Annotated in this window: 14 protein-coding genes; 7 read left to right on the forward strand and 7 right to left on the reverse strand. The window is 69.2% G+C overall.

What is annotated here, in order from left to right; translation table 11 throughout:
* The 6 genes from ACE3QC_RS02210 to ACE3QC_RS02235 all read left to right on the forward strand — a co-directional run bounded on the left by ACE3QC_RS02210 (position 1) and on the right by ACE3QC_RS02235 (position 7,725).
* A complete protein-coding gene (locus ACE3QC_RS02210) occupies positions 1–873 on the forward strand; it encodes an XrtA system polysaccharide deacetylase (RefSeq protein WP_374405470.1) in 873 nt (290 codons plus the stop codon).
* The gene (locus ACE3QC_RS02215; protein ID WP_374405471.1) at positions 870–1,928 is read left to right on the forward strand and encodes a FemAB family XrtA/PEP-CTERM system-associated protein; all 1,059 of its coding nucleotides are present in this window, start codon (positions 870–872) and stop codon (positions 1,926–1,928) included. Before ACE3QC_RS02210 ends, ACE3QC_RS02215 begins: the two co-directional genes overlap by 4 nt.
* On the forward strand, positions 1,928–3,160 hold the full coding sequence (locus ACE3QC_RS02220) for a TIGR03087 family PEP-CTERM/XrtA system glycosyltransferase (protein WP_374406621.1): 1,233 nt from the start codon (positions 1,928–1,930) through the stop codon (positions 3,158–3,160). Before ACE3QC_RS02215 ends, ACE3QC_RS02220 begins: the two co-directional genes overlap by 1 nt.
* Complete coding sequence (xrtA, locus tag ACE3QC_RS02225; protein ID WP_374405472.1) at positions 3,150–4,709, forward strand: exosortase A; 1,560 nt, start codon at positions 3,150–3,152, stop codon at positions 4,707–4,709. Before ACE3QC_RS02220 ends, xrtA begins: the two co-directional genes overlap by 11 nt.
* A gap of 12 nt (positions 4,710–4,721) precedes the next feature.
* The gene (locus ACE3QC_RS02230) at positions 4,722–6,620 is read left to right on the forward strand and encodes an XrtA/PEP-CTERM system amidotransferase (protein ID WP_374405473.1); all 1,899 of its coding nucleotides are present in this window, start codon (positions 4,722–4,724) and stop codon (positions 6,618–6,620) included.
* A gap of 238 nt (positions 6,621–6,858) precedes the next feature.
* Positions 6,859–7,725, forward strand: coding sequence for a crotonase/enoyl-CoA hydratase family protein (locus ACE3QC_RS02235; RefSeq protein ID WP_374405474.1), 867 nt, complete (start codon positions 6,859–6,861; stop codon positions 7,723–7,725).
* 24 nt (positions 7,726–7,749) lie between these two features.
* On the opposite strand, the gene zapE is transcribed toward ACE3QC_RS02235, so the two are convergent.
* The 5 genes from zapE to ACE3QC_RS02260 form a co-directional block, all read right to left on the reverse strand.
* Positions 7,750–8,859: a cell division protein ZapE gene (gene zapE / locus ACE3QC_RS02240; protein ID WP_374405475.1), complete on the reverse strand. Its 1,110-nt coding sequence runs from the start codon at positions 8,857–8,859 to the stop codon at positions 7,750–7,752.
* On the reverse strand, positions 8,856–9,314 hold the full coding sequence (locus tag ACE3QC_RS02245) for a PaaI family thioesterase (protein WP_374405476.1): 459 nt from the start codon (positions 9,312–9,314) through the stop codon (positions 8,856–8,858). The genes zapE and ACE3QC_RS02245 overlap by 4 nt, the downstream gene beginning before the upstream one ends.
* Positions 9,315–9,320: 6 nt before the next feature.
* Positions 9,321–10,103 (reverse strand): succinate dehydrogenase iron-sulfur subunit, encoded by a 783-nt coding sequence (locus ACE3QC_RS02250; protein ID WP_374405477.1) that lies wholly within the window; start codon positions 10,101–10,103, stop codon positions 9,321–9,323.
* 85 nt (positions 10,104–10,188) lie between these two features.
* Positions 10,189–10,737, reverse strand: a complete 549-nt coding sequence (locus tag ACE3QC_RS02255) for a hypothetical protein (RefSeq protein ID WP_374405478.1) — start codon at positions 10,735–10,737, stop codon at positions 10,189–10,191.
* A 107-nt stretch (positions 10,738–10,844) separates the two neighbouring features.
* Positions 10,845–12,995 (reverse strand): TonB-dependent receptor, encoded by a 2,151-nt coding sequence (locus tag ACE3QC_RS02260; protein WP_374405479.1) that lies wholly within the window; start codon positions 12,993–12,995, stop codon positions 10,845–10,847.
* Positions 12,996–13,175: 180 nt separating this feature from the next.
* On the opposite strand from ACE3QC_RS02260, the gene ACE3QC_RS02265 reads away from it, so the two are divergent.
* Positions 13,176–13,844, forward strand: coding sequence for an HAD-IB family phosphatase (locus ACE3QC_RS02265; protein WP_374405480.1), 669 nt, complete (start codon positions 13,176–13,178; stop codon positions 13,842–13,844).
* Here ACE3QC_RS02265 and ACE3QC_RS02270 read toward each other — a convergent pair.
* Entirely contained in the window at positions 13,821–14,978 is a 1,158-nt protein-coding gene (locus tag ACE3QC_RS02270) for a glycosyltransferase family 4 protein (protein WP_374405481.1), read from the reverse strand. The two genes, ACE3QC_RS02265 and ACE3QC_RS02270, sit on opposite strands and share 24 nt — an antisense overlap.
* Positions 14,975–16,141 (reverse strand): hypothetical protein, encoded by a 1,167-nt coding sequence (locus tag ACE3QC_RS02275; protein ID WP_374405482.1) that lies wholly within the window; start codon positions 16,139–16,141, stop codon positions 14,975–14,977. Before ACE3QC_RS02275 ends, ACE3QC_RS02270 begins: the two co-directional genes overlap by 4 nt.
* Between the last annotated feature and the right edge of the window lie 86 nt (positions 16,142–16,227).

A 16,227-nucleotide genomic window follows, 5' to 3' on the forward strand; every position in this document is an offset into this window, starting at 1 on the left:
ATGGCGGCGCCGAGCATCGTCAACGGCCTGTCGGTCGACGTCGAGGACTGGTTCCAGGTCGGCGCGTTCGAGACGGTGATCGCGCGCGAGGCGTGGGACGGGCTGGCGCTGCGCGTGGAGGACAACGTGCTGCGCGTGCTCGATCTGTTCGCCGAAGCCGACGTGAAGGCGACCTTCTTCACGCTCGGCTGGGTGGCGCAGCGCAACGGCGCCTTGATGCGGCGGATCGTGGAGGCGGGGCACGAACTCGCCAGCCACGGCTTCGACCACGCGCGGGTGTTCACCTTCGACCGCAAGACCTTCGCCGCCGATATCCTGCGCGCGCGCAAGACGATCGAGGATGCCGGCGGGGTGGCCGTGACCGGCTATCGCGCGCCGAGCTTCTCGATCGATCAACGCACGCCCTGGGCCTACATGGAACTGGCCGAGCAGGGCTACGCCTATTCCTCCAGCGTCGCGCCGGTGGCGCACGACCACTACGGCTGGCGCGAGGCCCCGCGCTTCGCGTTCCGGCCGCTGCCATGGTCCGACCTGATCGAGATTCCGGTGACCACCGCGATGCTTGGCGGCAGGCGCGTGGCGGCGGGGGGCGGCGGGTTCTTCCGCGTGCTGCCCTACGGCTTCTCGCGCTGGGCGATCCGCCAGGTGAACCGGCGCGAGGAACGCCCGGCGGTATTCTATTTCCACCCGTGGGAGATCGATCCTGGCCAGCCGCGCGTGGCGGATGCGCCGATCAGGTCGAAGCTGCGCCACTATACCAATCTCGACCGGATGGCGCCCAAGCTGCGCGAGCTGGTGCACGAGTTCGCCTGGGGCCGGATGGACTTGATCGCGCATCGCGAGGCGGCGCGGGCCGTGCCGCTGGCGGCATGAACGCGCCGTTCGCCCCCGCGGCGACGGTGGTTTCGCTCGCCGACTTGCGCGATCCGGGCGAGGTGGCGCGGATCGAGGCGTTCGTGGCGGCGCACGGCGGCACCGTGTTCCACCGTCCGGCATGGCTGCACGGTGTGGAGGCCGGGACCCGCCAGCGGGCGCTGGGGCTGGTGGCGGAGCGGCACGGTGCGCTCGCGGGCTGGCTGCCGCTCAGTGAAATCCATTCGCCGATCTTCGGGCGCGCGCTCGTTTCCAGCGGCTTCGCGGTCGGCGGGGGGATTTTGGCGGAGGATGGCCGGACTGTCGAAACGCTCGCGAGCGCGGCGGAGGAGCTGGCGCAGCGGCGCAGCTGCGCGAGTGTCGAACTGCGCGGCGGGGCACTGCCGCAGGGATGGGCGGTGCGCGACGACACGCATCTCGGCTTCGTCGCCGATCTGGCGACGGACGACGAGGCGCAATTGCTCACGGTGCCGCGCAAGCAGCGGGCCGAGGTGCGCAAGAGCCTCGAGGGCGATCTCGAGGTCCGCGTCGGCCGCGACGAGAGCGACCGCGCGATGCACTACACGGTCTATGCAGAAAGCGTGCGCAATCTCGGCACACCGGTGTTTCCACGTGCGCTGTTCGACGCCGCGCTCGACGCGCTCGAAAGCGATATCCTGACCGTCACCCATCGCGGCGCGCCGGTTTCGAGCGTGCTGTCGTTCTATCACGATGGCGCGGTGATGCCCTATTGGGGCGGCGGCACTTTCGCTGCGCGGGGCCTGCGCGCGAACGAGCGGATGTATTTCGAACTGATGCTGCACGCCCGCCGGCGCGGCTGCGCGCGGTTCGATTTCGGGCGCTCGAAAGTCGGCAGCGGCCCGGCGGCGTACAAGAAGAACTGGGGCTTCGCCCCCCGGCCGCTGGCTTATGCTACGTGGTCCGCGCCGGGCGCGGCGCGGCGCGACGTCGATCCGACGAGCGATGCCTATTCAGCCAAGATCGCGCTGTGGAAGCGCCTGCCGCTGGCGCTTGCCAACCGGCTCGGCCCACCGATCGCGCGGGGGCTGGGGTGATTGACGGCGAAATCCTGTTCCTTGCCCACCGGGTGCCGTTTCCACCCGATCGTGGCGACAAGATCCGCTCGCATCACCTGCTTCGGGCGCTGGCGCGGATCGCGCCGGTGCATGTCGGGTGCCTCGGCGAGACCGATGGCGACATGGCGCAGGAACATGAACTGGCGGCGCTGGCGGCGAGCCATTGCCTTGTGCGACGTGAAAAGCCGCTGGCGCTTGCGGGGATCGAGGCGCTGGCGAAGGGCCTGCCGGTCAGCCTGACGGCGTTCGACCATACGGGCCTGCGCCGCTGGGTCGCGACGACGCTGGACAAACGGCCGGTCGGGGCGATCTTCGTGTTCTCCGGGCAGATGGGCCAGTACGTCCCGACCGATTTCGCCGGGCGCGTGGTCATCGACCTGTGCGATGTCGATTCCGCCAAATTCGAAGCCTACAGCGTGGCGCGTTCCGGCCCGCGCGCATGGATCGACCGGCGCGAGGCGCGGTTGCTCGCGGTCGAGGAGGAACGGCTGGCCCGGCGCGCCGACGCCACGCTGCTGGTCAGCGAAGCGGAGGCGGCGCTGTTGCGCTCGCGGCTGCGCGCTCCGGCGCCCGGCATCAAGGCGTTGCGCAACGGGATCGATACCGCCGCTTTCGATCCCGCTGCGGCATCGCCACACCCCGCGCTCGCCAATGCGTCGGGGCCGCATCTCGTATTCACCGGACAGATGGATTATCCGCCGAACGTCGCCGCCGTGCTGCGCGTGGCCGAGCGGCTGTTGCCTGCGATCCGCCGGGTGCATCCGGGCGCGACGCTTCACGTGGTCGGCCGTGCGCCGACCGCGCAGCTTCGCAAGCGCGACGGGCAGGGCGGGGTGCGGGTGTGGGGCGAGGTGCCCGACGTGCGCCCGTTTCTCGCCGCCGCCGACCTCGTGCTCGCCCCACTCGAAATCGGGCGCGGCATCCAGAACAAGGTGCTGGAGGCGATGGCGATGGCGCGCCCGGTCGTGCTCTCGGCCGAGGCCGCGACCGGGATCGACGCGCAGGACGGTGCGCATTTCGCGGTCGGCGCGGACGACGCCGCGCTGATCGAACGCGCGCTGGCGCTGCTGGCGGACCGTGCCGCGGCACGGGCGATGGGCGCGGCGGCGCGGCGCTACGTGGTCGAGAACCAGGGGTGGGACGCGATGCTGGCGCCGCTGGCCGGGCTGGTCGGCGCGCCTGCCGCGGAGGCTGCGCGCGATGCCGCCTGAGGCCAGCCTTTCGCTCGAACGCGAGAACCTGTTTGCGCGCATCCCGGCAGAGTGGCGCGGTCCGCTGGCGCGGGTGGCACTGGCGTGGCTCGCGCTCATGCTGCTCACCGCGCGCGACTGGGCGACGATGGCGGACAAGTGGTGGAACGTCTCCACCTACAACCACGTCGTGTTCGTGCCGCTCATCATCGGCTGGCTGGTGTGGAACCGGCGGCACGACCTAGCGGCGCTGACCCCGTGCGGCTGGTGGCCGGGCCTCGCGATGCTGGCGGGCGCGCTGTTCCTCTGGCTGCTCGGCACGCTGGCGGGCTTCGACAGCGCGAGCCAGCTTGGCGCGGTCGCGGCGTTGCAGACGGCGGTGCTCGCGCTGCTCGGGCCGCGCGCGGCAGCGGGGCTGCTATTTCCGCTCGGCTACATGCTGTTCCTCGTGCCGTTCGGCGACGAGCTGGTGCCGCCGCTGCAGATGGTCACCGCCGATATTGCCATCTGGCTGACCCATGCGAGCGGCGTGCCCGCGCATATCGACGGAGTGTTCATCGACACCCCGGTGGGGCTGTTCGAAGTGGCGGAGGCATGTTCGGGCGTGCAGTTCCTCGTCGCGATGGCCGCGCTCGGAGTGCTGATCGCGCAAACGTGCTTCCGCACGTGGCGGCGGCGCGCGGTGTTCCTCGCGGTCGCATTGGCGCTGCCGATCCTTGCCAACGGCGTGCGCGCGTGGGGAACGATCTACATCGCGCAGTTCCAGGGGATCGAGTTTGCGGTGGGGTTCGACCACATCGTCTACGGCTGGGTGTTCTTCGCGGTGATCGTCGCGGTGCTGCTCGCGCTCTCGTGGCGCTGGTTCGATCGCGAGCCGGAGGAATCGGGCGTCGATGTCGAGGCACTGGAGCGTTCGCCGCTGCTCGAGCGGCTGAGCCGCACGGCGATGGCGGCGGGGCCGGCGCTCGCGGGCGTGCTCGGCATCGCGATCGCGTTCGGCCTGTGGGCGGGTATCGCCGCGCGCGCCGAAGCGGCGTTGCCGGAGCGGATCGCGTTGCCCGAGGTGCCAGGTTGGGAGCGAGTGGCCTATGCGCCCGCCGTGGCGTGGCAACCGCGTGCCAGCGGGGCGGCGCACCGCTTGCTCGGGCGCTATCGTAATGAGGCGGGCGACGAAATCGACGTGTTCTACGCGCTCTACCCGGTGCAGGATGCCGCGCGCGATGCCTCGGCCTATGGCGAGGGTGCGCTGGTGCCCGATACGCCGTGGCGCTGGCTCGCGCCGCTGCCCGGCTCGGCCGAGGCCCATCGCGACGTGCTGCTCGCCGAGGGTCGGCTGACGCGCGTGGCCGAGACGAGTTGGCGCACCGGCGACCTTACGACCGGCAGCGCCGCGCGGCTCAAGCTGGCGACGATGCGCGACCGGCTCCTGCTCCGCCGCCAACCGACCGCCACGCTGATCCTCTCGGTCGAGGACCGGCCGGCGGGCGAGGGCGCGGCCGCGATCGACCGCTTCGTCGCCGCCATCGGCGAGCGCGGCGAATGGATGGACCGCATCGCCAGGCTGCGATAGGACCGACGCCTTATGTGCGGCATCGCCGGGATCTTCCATTGCGGCACCCCCAAGCCGGTCGATCCCGAGCGCGTATCGCGCATGGCCGATGCGCTCGCCCATCGCGGGCCGGACGGGTCGGGGGTGTGGACCGGCCCCGGCGTCGGGCTCGGCCATCGCCGCCTGTCGATCATCGACATCGCCGGATCGCCTCAGCCGATGCATTCGGCGGACGGGCGCGCGACGATCGCGTTCAACGGCGAGATCTACAATTACCGCGAGTTGCGCCGCGAGCTGGAGGGCGAGGGCGCGGAATTCCGCACAGATGGCGATACCGAGGTAATCCTCGCCGCCTGGCTGCGCTGGGGCGTCGAGTGCCTGCCGCGCCTGCACGGTATGTTCGCCTTCGCGCTCTACGATGCGCACCGGCGCGAACTCGTGCTCGCGCGCGACCGGCTGGGGGTGAAGCCGCTGTTCATGGTGCATCTCGCCGATGGCAGCGTGGCCTTCGCGTCCGAACTCAAGGGCCTGCTCGCGCATCCGCTGCTGCGGCGCGAGGCCGATCCGCTGGCGGTGGAGGATTATCTCGCCTGGGGCTACGTGCCCGATCACCGCTCGATCCTGAAGGGCGTGGAGAAGCTGCCCGCGGGGCACTACCGCGTGCTGCGCCACGAAGCCGCCCCGCCGCCGCCGGTGCAGTGGTGGGACGTCGATTTCAGCCGCCGGCACCGGGGATCGACCGCCGATCTCTCGGCCGAACTGCTCCACCACATGCGCGAAGCGGTGGGATCGCGCATGGTCGCCGACGTGCCGTTGGGCGCGTTCCTTTCGGGCGGGGTCGATTCCTCGGCGGTCGTCGCGCTGATGGCGGAGACCAGCCGCGATCCGGTGACCACCTGTTCGATCGGGTTCGACGTCGCCGCGCTCGACGAAACCAGCTACGCCGAGAAGGTCGCGCACCGGTTCTCCACCGATCACCACGCGCGCACCGTCGATCCCGGCGATTTCACTGCGGTCGAGGGGCTGGCGACGATGTTCGACGAACCCTTCGCCGACGCCTCCGCGCTGCCGACATGGCGCGTGTGCCAGCTCGCGCGCGAACACGTGACGGTCGCACTGTCTGGCGACGGGGCGGACGAGGCCTTCGCCGGGTACCGCCGCCAGCTGTTCCACGCGCGCGAGGAGCAGATGCGCACCGTGCTGCCCGCCGCGCTGCGCCGCCCGGTGTTCGGCGGGCTCGGCGCGATCTGGCCCAAGGCGGACTGGGCGCCGCAGCCGCTGCGCGCCAAGGCGACCTTTCTCTCGCTCGCGGAGGATGGCGCGGAGGGCTATGCGCGCGCGATCGGCGTCGTCGCGCCCGAACTGCGTGCCGCGCTCTACACCGACCGTTTCCGGCGCGAGATCGACGGTTATCGCGCGGAGGACGTGTTCGCGCAGATCATGCGCGAGGCCCCGGCGCGCAGCGGGCTCGACGCCGCCCAATATGCCGATCTCAAGTTCTGGCTGCCCGGCGATATTCTGACCAAAGTCGACCGCACGAGCATGGCGGTGAGCCTCGAAGCGCGCGAGCCGCTGCTCGACCATCGGCTGGTCGAATTCGCCGCCGCGCTGCCGCAGCGCGAGCGGATCAGGGGGCGGCAGGGCAAGTGGCTGCTCAAGCACACCATGCGCCGCTATCTGCCCGACGAAGTGCTGTTCCGGCCCAAGCAGGGCTTCGTCACCCCGATCGCCGACTGGCTGCGCGGCCCGCTGGCCGGCGAAGCGCGCGCGATCGCGAGCGGCGCGCGGCTGGCGCGGACCGGCTGGTTCGACGAGACCCGCTTGGCGCGCATGGCCGAGGCGCATATCTCCGGCCGGTCGGACCATTCGCGGCTGCTGTGGCAGTTGCTGATGCTCGACCGCTCGCTCGACCGGCTCGGGATCGCTGCCTGAGCGCGTGCCCGCGCGGCCAGCCGGCTGCCCCGTATCGAGACTCCGGCCGCGGCCTAAGGTTAATTAAGTGTTTGCCATGCGAGTCCGGGTTCGATTACTCTCGCGAAATCGCGGGGAGTGATGCCGCCTAAAAAGCGGGGGGATCCATATGGATCGGGTAAGTTCAGGGCTTGATCGGGGCGGTGGAGACACGGGTTCCGATACATCCGCGTTTCCTCTGGGGGGCGTCGAGGAAGCATTGATTGCCGAAAGCCGGCGAAATCACGCGATTCCCGAAGATCTGTTCGCGCTGCAGGAACTCGACGTCTTTTACGAAGACGCCACCCAGACGCTGTGGACCTATATGAACCCGCAGGGGCGGCCGAGCTTCACTCCGCGCATGCTCGGCGATTTCGAGAACTGGCAGGCGCTGATCGCGCAGGGTTTCGGCCCCAGCAAGGTGCCGCTGCGCTTTCTGGTGCTCGGCAGCCGCGCGCCGGGCGTGTTCTGCTTCGGCGGCGATCTCGACCTGTTCCAGCGGCTGATCCGCGACCGCGACCGCGACGGACTGGTCCGCTACGGCCACCGCTGCTGCGCGATCCTCCACCGCAACATGGCGGCGCTCGACATTCCGATGCTGACCGTGGGGCTGGTCGAGGGCGCGGCGCTCGGCGGCGGGTTCGAGGCGCTGCTGTCGTTCGACTACATCGTGGCCGAACGCGGCGCGACGTTCGGCCTGCCCGAGATCATGTTCGGCCTGTTTCCCGGCATGGGCGCGCACGCGCTGCTCAGCCGCAAGCTGGGCGGAGCGATGGCCGACCGGCTGATCGTCTCGAACGAGACCTACACCGCCGAGCAGATGTACGACATGGGGCTCGTCCACCACTTGGCCGAGAACGGGCAGGGCCTGTCAGCCTGCCGCGAGTTCATCAAGAAGTCCGAACGGCGCCACGCGGGCCTCGTCAATTCGCGGCGCGCGATGAAGGTTTCGTGGAAGCTCGAACTGGCCGAACTGAACCGCATCACCGAGCTGTGGGCGGATTCGGCGCTGCAACTGCGCGAGCAGGACCTGAAGGTCATGGGCCGCCTCGTGGCCGCGCAGGCGCGGCTCGCCCGGGCGGCGTGAGGATACGCGCGCAGAAAGCCGCGATCAGCTCCCGTGCCCGAGCGCCATGTAGGCCTCGCTCTGCATTTCCTCGAGCCGGCTGACGGTGCGGGCGAATTCGAAGCTGCCGTCGCCCGCCGGGTAGAGGCCTTCGGACTCGGCGTCGGCGGTGGCGAACAGCTTCACGCGCAGTTCGTAAAGCGCGTCGACCAGCTTGGTGAAGCGGATCGCCTCGTTCCGGCGGTCCGGGCCCATCACCGGGATGCCGACGACGATGACGGTGTGATAGGCGCGCGCGATCGCGAGGTAATCCGCCGCGCCGCGGTTCTCGCCGCACAGCCGCTTGAAGCTGAACACCGCGACGCCCTTGAGACTCTTGGGCACGTGCAGCGTGCGGCCGCCAGCGAGGTCGAGATCGGCGCTCGGCACGTTGGCGGCGTCTTCGGGGTTGTAGTCGGTCAGGCGGAAGAACGCCTCGCGTACCTGCGCGGTAGCCGCGTCGCCGAGCGGGGTGTGCCAGGTGTCGATACCGCCGAGGCGGTCGAGCCGGTAATCGGTCGGCCCGTCGAGCGGCACGACGTCCAGCTCCGCCTCGACAAGCGCGATGAAGGGCAGGAACAGCGAACGGTTGAGCCCGTCCTTGTAGAGATCGGCCGGCGGGCGGTTGCTGGTGGTGACCACGGTGACGCCCTCGTCGCGGATCAGCGCGGTGAACAGCCGGCTCATGATCGCGGCGTCGGCGGTGTTGTTCACCACCATCTCGTCGAACGCGAGGCAGCGAACGTCGGCCGCGATGCGCTTCGCGACGGGCGCGATGGGGTCGCCGCTTTCCTTCGCGCGCTCCTCGCGGATCAGCCCGTCGACCTCCAGCATGAAGGCGTGGAAATGGACCCGCCGCTTTTCGGAAATGCCGAGCGTTTCCACGAACAGGTCCATCAGCATCGACTTGCCGCGCCCGACGCCGCCCCACATGTAGACGCCCTGCGGCCGCGTCTTGCGCCCGCCGAACAACTGCGACAGCAGCCCGCCCGAAGTCTCCGCCTCCAAGTCCTTCTGCAGCCGGTCGAGCCGCTCGGCGGCGCGGCGCTGGTCAGGATCGGGGCGCAATTCCTCCGATGCGACCAGCCGCTCGTAGCGGGCGAGCATGCCGCTCACCGCGGGCGCATCTTCCTGACGATGCCCGAAAACGCGGCGACCGCGTCGCCATCCTGCACCACGTCGCCGCGCACGAACACGAGGCTGCCGGTCTCGCGCACGATCTGCGTCACCGCGTCGAGCGGGCGCGCCGGATCGCCGGGGCCAACGAACTGCGTGGAAAGCTCGAGCGTCACCGAAGGCCCCGCGTTCCCGCTGCCGAGCGTGTGCATCGTGGTGAACAGCGCGATGTCGATCAGCGCGAGCGTGACCGCGCCGTGGACGATGCCCTGCAGGTTTTCGTGCCGCCGCTCGGGAAACATGCGCAGGCGGGCGCGCCCGTCTTCGTCGACGCGGGTGATGAGCCGCCCCATCACCGCGCTGTTGAACAGCGTCGCATCCTTGAGATTCCAGTGCCGCCAGCCCGGATTTTCCGGGTCCGGCCCGTGGTCGAAGATTTCGTCCGCCAATACCATCGCGGATCAGATCGCGCGGTCGACCATCATCTTCTTGGTCTCGGCGATCGCCTTTGCCGGGCTCAGGCCCTTGGGGCAAACGTTCGCGCAATTCATGATCGTGTGGCAGCGATAGAGCCGGAACGGATCCTCCAGCGCGTCGAGCCGTTCGCCGGTCATCTCGTCGCGGCTGTCGGCCAGCCAGCGATAGGCCTGGAGCAGGATCGCGGGGCCGAGGAACTTGTCCGAATTCCACCAGTAGCTCGGGCACGCGGTCGAGCAGCAGGCGCACAGGATGCATTCGTAGAGGCCATCGAGCTTTTCGCGCTGTTCGGGCGATTGCAGCCGTTCCTTGCCGCTCGGCGTGGTCGAGACGGTCTGCAGCCACGGGCGGATCGAGGCGTACTGCGCATAGAAGTGCGTGAAATCGGGAACGAGATCCTTGATGACTTCCATGTGGGGCAGGGGGGTGATGCGGATTTCGCCCTTCAGGTCGCCCATCGCGGTGGTGCAGGCGAGCCCGTTCTTACCGTTCATGTTCATCGAGCACGAACCGCAAATGCCTTCGCGACACGAACGGCGGAAGGTCAGCGTCGGGTCGATCTCGTTCTTGATCTTGATGAGTGCGTCGAGGACCATCGGCCCGCACGCGTCGAGATCGATCTCGAACGTATCGTAGCGCGGGTTCTCGCCGCTGTCGGGATCGTAGCGGTAGATCTTGAACTTCTGCACCCGGCTCGCGCCCTCCGCGCGGTGCGTGCGGCCCTTGCCGTTGATTTTCGAGTTCTTCGGGAGGGTGAAGGTCGCCATCGTTCGATCCTGTTGCTTTGCGCCTCTCTCTAGCGATTGACGGTGCGCTGGCAAGGGCGGCGAGCAACAAGAGCGCCGCTTGCGCTCAACCGCTGCCGGCGCGCTGCGCCTTGGCGAAGAGCCAGCCGGATGTCGCCCAGATCGTGGCGAAGAATGCGGCGATGACCCACACGAAATGGCCGTGATACTGCGCCACCGCGGCGATGGCGAACTGCGTGGCGGCCATGGCCCAGGCGATTTTCGACAGCGCGGCGGCGCGGCAGCGCGCGGCGAGCGCCGCCAGCGCCATTGCGGCCAGCGCGGCGAGATACATCAGGTTCAGCGGATTGTCCTCGTCGCCGATCATGCCGACCGCGCCATTGGCCCACACGGTGAGGAACGCCGCCCCCACCGCGACCGCGACGCCCGCGCGATAGGCCACGTCGCGCGACAGCCGCAGGCCGATCTCGACCATCAGCGCCGCGCCGAAGATCAGCACCGCGGCGAAGACGAAGTCCGCCCCGTCCCATAGCATCCCGGGCACGGCGAGCCAGGCCACCACCGGCACCGCATAGAGCGCCGCCGCGCCGCCCCAGACCAACGGTCGCCATGGTAATCTGGCGAGCCGGCCGTCGTTCGAGAATGCTTCGTTCATCGTGAAATCCCCTTCGCTGGAAACCGGACCCCCATGCACGCCGAATGCGTGAGCGGCATGAGCGAAGAGTGAGCAATCGCTGAAATCGGCGGAATCGCGCGGGCGAGTCAGAAATTCCCGCGCAGCGCGAAGAAGAAGATCGGGCCGATCAGCCGGTCGCGATCCTCCACGAACGCGACCGGGCTCTGCCCGCGAATGCCGCTATATAGGGTTCGCGTGCGGTACGATCGCGCGCCGAGCACGTTGTCGACACCCGCAGTCGCGGTCAGACCCAGCACGTCCTTGTTCTCGACGAACAGCGAAGCGAACCACGGGCCTTCCCATTCGCGGTCGACCTGATTGCTGCGGTAGCGCGGCAGGTAGTGCGTGTGGCTGGCGTTGCTGCCGATCGCCCAGTCGCTGGCGGGAATGTCGTAGCGCAGCGAAATATCGGCCTGCCGGTTCGCGAAGCCGCTCCACTGGCGTTTCTCGCCGGTGAAGGGATCGCGCAGGCGCGAGGTCTGCAGCACGAAGGTCGCATCGAGCTTGAGCCCCGCGAGGCCGATCGGCTCGAACTTGATCGTGCTGGTGGAGACGATCGCCGCGGCCCACGACTTCGCGATGTTGCCGACCGACTCGCCATCGCCGACGGGCACGATATCGACGTAGTCCTCGACGTCGCGATAGACGAAGCGGAACTGCTGCGAGCCCCACGGCCCGAACTTCTTGTTGATCTCCCCCTCGTAGCTCCAGTCCTGTTGCGGCCGGAGATCGGCATTGCCGGCGTTCTGGTTGTCGTCGTTGAGGAAGGCGCGGGCGAGGAAATCGTAGAACGACAGCTGGAGGACGCGGCGCCTGATCTTGAGCGATGCGTCGAACGTGTCGCTCGGCTTCCAGGCCAATGACAGCGTGCCCTTGGGCCGGAAGAAACTGCGCGTCAGGCCGTTGGCGCCAGTCTGTTCGATCGTCGAATGCTCGGCACCCGCGACGATCTGGAACGACAGCGTGCTCGTCAGCGGCCGCCCGAAGCTGAGCAGCGATTCGTAGCGATCCTCGCGCACGCCGCCGGTGCCGCCGGGAAATGGAATCTCGACGAATTCGCCGCCGGGATCGAGCGCGAACAGGCCCGCCACGTTGTCGAGCGTGTTGAAGGCCGCTTCCGCCGAGAGCTGCCAGTCGCCGCCCAGCATCGCCCAGTCGTATTCGCCGCGCGCGATCGTCTCGCCCAGATCGCCGGTCTGCACGAAGCGGTCGCCGATGTCGGTCGAGCCGTCGGCGAAGCGCGAGACGACGGTCTGGGAAAACGGCTCGTGGTTGAAGCGGCGCAGGCCGATCGCCTTCAGCTTGCCCGGGCCGAGGCCGAATTCGTAGTCGCCGCCGACCTCGTAGTTCCAGCTGTCGGCGTTCTCGCGCACGGTCCGCACCTCGTCGGGCAGGCCCGGCGACACGCGCAGCCCGTCCTCTCGATAGGTGCTGTAGATCCGCTGGTAGTGGGCGTTGAGATGCCCGACGCTGGAGCCGGGGCCGTCCCACGTCAGCTTGCCCGAAAGCTTGGGTGAATCGTAGTTCGAGGTCCAGATATCCTCGCGCCGCTGGGTGATCGCACCCGCACCGTCGTAGATCAGCGTCGGCCCGCCCGCGCCGCTGCGGCTCGAATCGTCGTTGTTGAGCGCGGCTTCGTATTCGATCGTTCCTGCGCGCCCGGTGACCGAGATATCGCCCCGGGTAAACAGCGGATCGGTGTAGTGCGAGCGGAACTGCGGCTTCCACGAAAACTGCCCGCTGAGCTGGTTCGCTTCGAACACGACGTTCGCGACCTGCCCGGAGAGGCCGGGGATATCGAGCGTCGCGCCGTCGACGATCTCGATGCGGATCACCGTGGCGGCCGGAATGCGCTGGAGGATCGTGGTGAGGAAGTCGGACTTGTTGGCCGGGCGGTTGCCGTTGAACAGCACGTTGCCGGTCGCCTGGCCAAGCCCGCGAAGTTGCTCGCTCTCGCGGATCGAGAAGCCGGGCACCTGTTGCAGCATGTCGAGCGCGTTCTTGGGCGCGTAGCGGGCGAAATCGGCGGGAAGGAAGACCTGGCGCTTGTCGGCGGAAGCGCCGGGGTCGGGCGACGACGGGGCTTCTACCGGAGGGGTGTCTGCCTGGGGCCCGGCTGCCGGATCGGCACCGCTCTGCGCCTGCGCGGCCGAGGCATACGCGAGGACGCCGGCGGCCGCGCCCGCCAGCAATCGGCGTCGTCCGGCCTTTCCGGCGGTCGTCCAGGTGCAGCGCATAGTCCCTCCCAGTAAGCATTCGTTTCGCGCCACCGGCAATTGCGCGTCCGCGGCGCGCCTGTCCGCCGGGCATCGACCAAGGCCGGTCCGCATCCGATCAACGTCGACAGATGTAATCGCTAGCGGCACAGGCTGCTCGGGCTTGCCCCCAGGGCGCGGCGATGGCAGGCGCGGCGGGTCATGCGCATCGCGATCTACGACCTCGACCGGACGGTGCTGCGCCATGCCAGCTACACCCCGTTTTTGATCTTCGCCGCGCGCCGTCGTGCGCCGTTGCGGCTCGCTTCGGTGCCGGTGTGGATCGCGGCGATGGCGCTCTATAAGCTGCGGCTCTTCTCGCGCGACGCGCTGAAGAACTTCGGCCTGCGCCTGTTCATCGGGCGCGATGCGGACGATGCCGCGCTCGACGATCTCGGCGCGGCTTTCGCCCGACGGATAATTCCCGGCTGGGTCGCCCCCGGCGCGGCGGCGAGCATCGCGCGCGAGCGGGCGGAGGGCCACCGGCTGGTGCTGGCCACCGCCGCGATGGGGTTCTACGCGCGCCCGATCGGCGACCTGCTCGGGTTCGACGCAGTGATCGCTACGCCGCACGTCGCCGATCCGGGCCGCCACGCGCCGCGCATCGCCGGGGGCAATTGCTACGGCGCAGGCAAGCTGGAAGCGTGCCGCCGCTGGCTGGAGGAAGCCGGCGTGGTGCGCGGCGAGGCGCGCCTGCGGTTCTATTCGGACAGCGCGAGCGACGCGCCGATGCTCGATTTCGCGGACGAGGCGCTGTTCGTCACCGCGCGCCCGGCCGTCGCGCGGCGCGCGCGCGACCGCGGGTGGCTACCGGTCGATTTTCGCCGCTGATTCGCCGATCGCGCGCAGGATCAGCGCGACGTGCCGATGCCAGCAGAACGTACGCTGCGCATGGGCGCGCGCCGCCGCGGCCATTGCGCGCCGTTCGCATGGGTCGGCGAGCAGGCGGCGCAGCGCGTCGCGCAACTCGGCATGGTCGGTCCCATCCACCGCGAGGCCGGTGACCCCATGCTCGATCAGTTCGATCGCGCCGCCCGCCTTGCCGAGCACCACCGCGGACTCTGCGAACATGGCGTCGGCGATGGCGATGCCGAACCCCTCGAAATCGCGGCCGTCGTCGATCTCGATCTGCGGGTGCAGGAAGATGTCGGCCTCGGCATAGAGCGTCGCGGCGCGGCTCGCCGGAATGAAACCGGCGACTTCGACCATGTCCGCCAGATCGAGTTGCGAAACGATGCGCTCGATCTCCTCGAGCGCAGGGCCGCGGCCGCCGATGACATAGTGGAAGCGAAAGCCTTCGTCGCGCAGATCGGCCAGCGCGCGGACGCAGGCGGCGATGTTCTTGCGCGGCTCCATCCGGCAGAGCGAGAAGATCAGCGGCGCGGCTTCAGCGGCGTCCGGGCACTTGGGCGGGCATTCGGCGGGCGCATCGCCGAGGCCGTTCCAGGCGACGACCGGCGCGGGCAGCGTGGGCCCCAGCCGCGTGCTCAGCTTCGCAGCGCTGTAGCCGCTCACCGTGACGACCGCGCGGGCGCGGCGGGCGACGAGGCGCATCACGCGGCACGTTCCGCCGCCGCCGTACATGAATTCGCGCCCGTGGAAGGTGGTCACGAACGGCAGGCCCGAGATCATCGGCAGGATCGAGGTGCGCCACGTCGTGCCGTGGACCAGCGCGGGCACGCCGCAGGTGGCCCGCTTGCGGCGCATCGCCGCGCGCAGATGCAGCGGCATGAACGGAGATTTCGCGCGGCCGACGTCGATCATGGCGACGGGCCCCACGCGCATCTCGCGCGGACCGCTCGCCGTCTGGGTGAACACGGTCACTTGCGCGCCGGCGCGGGCATAGGCTTCGGCGACGCCCTGCGCGTAAGTCTGCATGCCGCCTTCCTCGGCGGCGTAGCCTTTCGCCATCACCCAGACGTGCCTGCCATCGAGCCGGGCGGGCTCCATGCCTTCGTCGTTCATAAAGACCCGCGTTCTTCCATGAAATGCGCGATTGCGACGGCCGCGCGTGTAGCGGCAGGTTCGGCCTCGGTCGAGAAGGTATCGGCGAACAGTGCCTGCTGGCGGGCGAGGTAATCGCCGTGGCTCGCGACGGCACTATCCAGCGCGGCGACGATATCGCTCTCGCGCCCGGCCACCGGGCCGGTCTGCCAGTGCGCGTAGTCGGGATCGCCCTGCCAGTCCACGCCGTGGGCGTCGAGGTGCAGGCACGGGCGTGGGCGCAGGAGGAACTCGTAGATCTGGCTGCTCACGTCACCGCAGTAGATGTCGGCGAGATTGGTGTAGCTCATGTCGGTCGAGGCCGGGCTGCCGCGGTCGATCAGGATGTGCGGGCAGGCCTCGATCGCGGGGTCGACTTGCGGCACGCGCTCGATCGCGGGCGGGGCGATGGTCACGGTGAAGCGCCGCCGGAACAGCATGACGTGGGGCGCGAAGATCACGTTGTAGCGGTCGCTCGCCGCCAGTTCCGCCAGCACGCGCGATCCCATCCGATACCAGCTCGACAGACGCGGGGAGGGGTGCGGGGTGTAGAGCACCGTGAGGCGGGAGGGATCGGGGAAGGGGTTGGCGATCCGGTTGTCGGCGAACAGGTCGAACTTGGGATAGCCGACGATGCGGACGCGATCGGGCGAAACCCCGGCTTCCGCCGTCAGCCGGCGCGCGATCTTGGGGCCGGAAACGAGCACGAGATCGAACTTCGCGCTTTCGCTGCCGAAGCCGATCGCACGGTCCCCCGCGCCGTGACGGGTGTGGACGATCTTGAGCCGGTCGAGCCCGTAGCGCGTCTTGAGCAGGAGCGAGGTCTTTTCCGACACCACCAGCGCGTCGAACCCGCGGAAGAAATCGAGGTTATCGCGATAGAGCAGGATCTTGCGCGCCGGAACGAACCACTCCAGCGCGTCCGCTGCGAACCGCGACACGCCGCTGCTGAGGTCGAGCCGGACGAGCGAGACCCGCTCCAGCACGTCCCCGGCGATCGCCCTGATCCGCTCCGCGATCGGTTCGGTGCCCGCGGCGAGCACGATCTCGTGCCCGCCGCCGCGCGCCAGCTCCAGCGCGATCGGCAGGCTGTGCGCGAGCTGGTGGAGCTGATCGTGGTTGAACAGGAAGCAGATGCGCGCCATCGGCCGGGTGCGCTAACGCAATCGGCGGCGGGGCGCCATCGGCGATTTCACGCTGCCCCGTGCCCGCCCGGCGAGCATTGACCCAC

This window comes from Pelagerythrobacter sp., assembly GCF_041912895.1.
Lineage (GTDB): Bacteria > Pseudomonadota > Alphaproteobacteria > Sphingomonadales > Sphingomonadaceae > Pelagerythrobacter.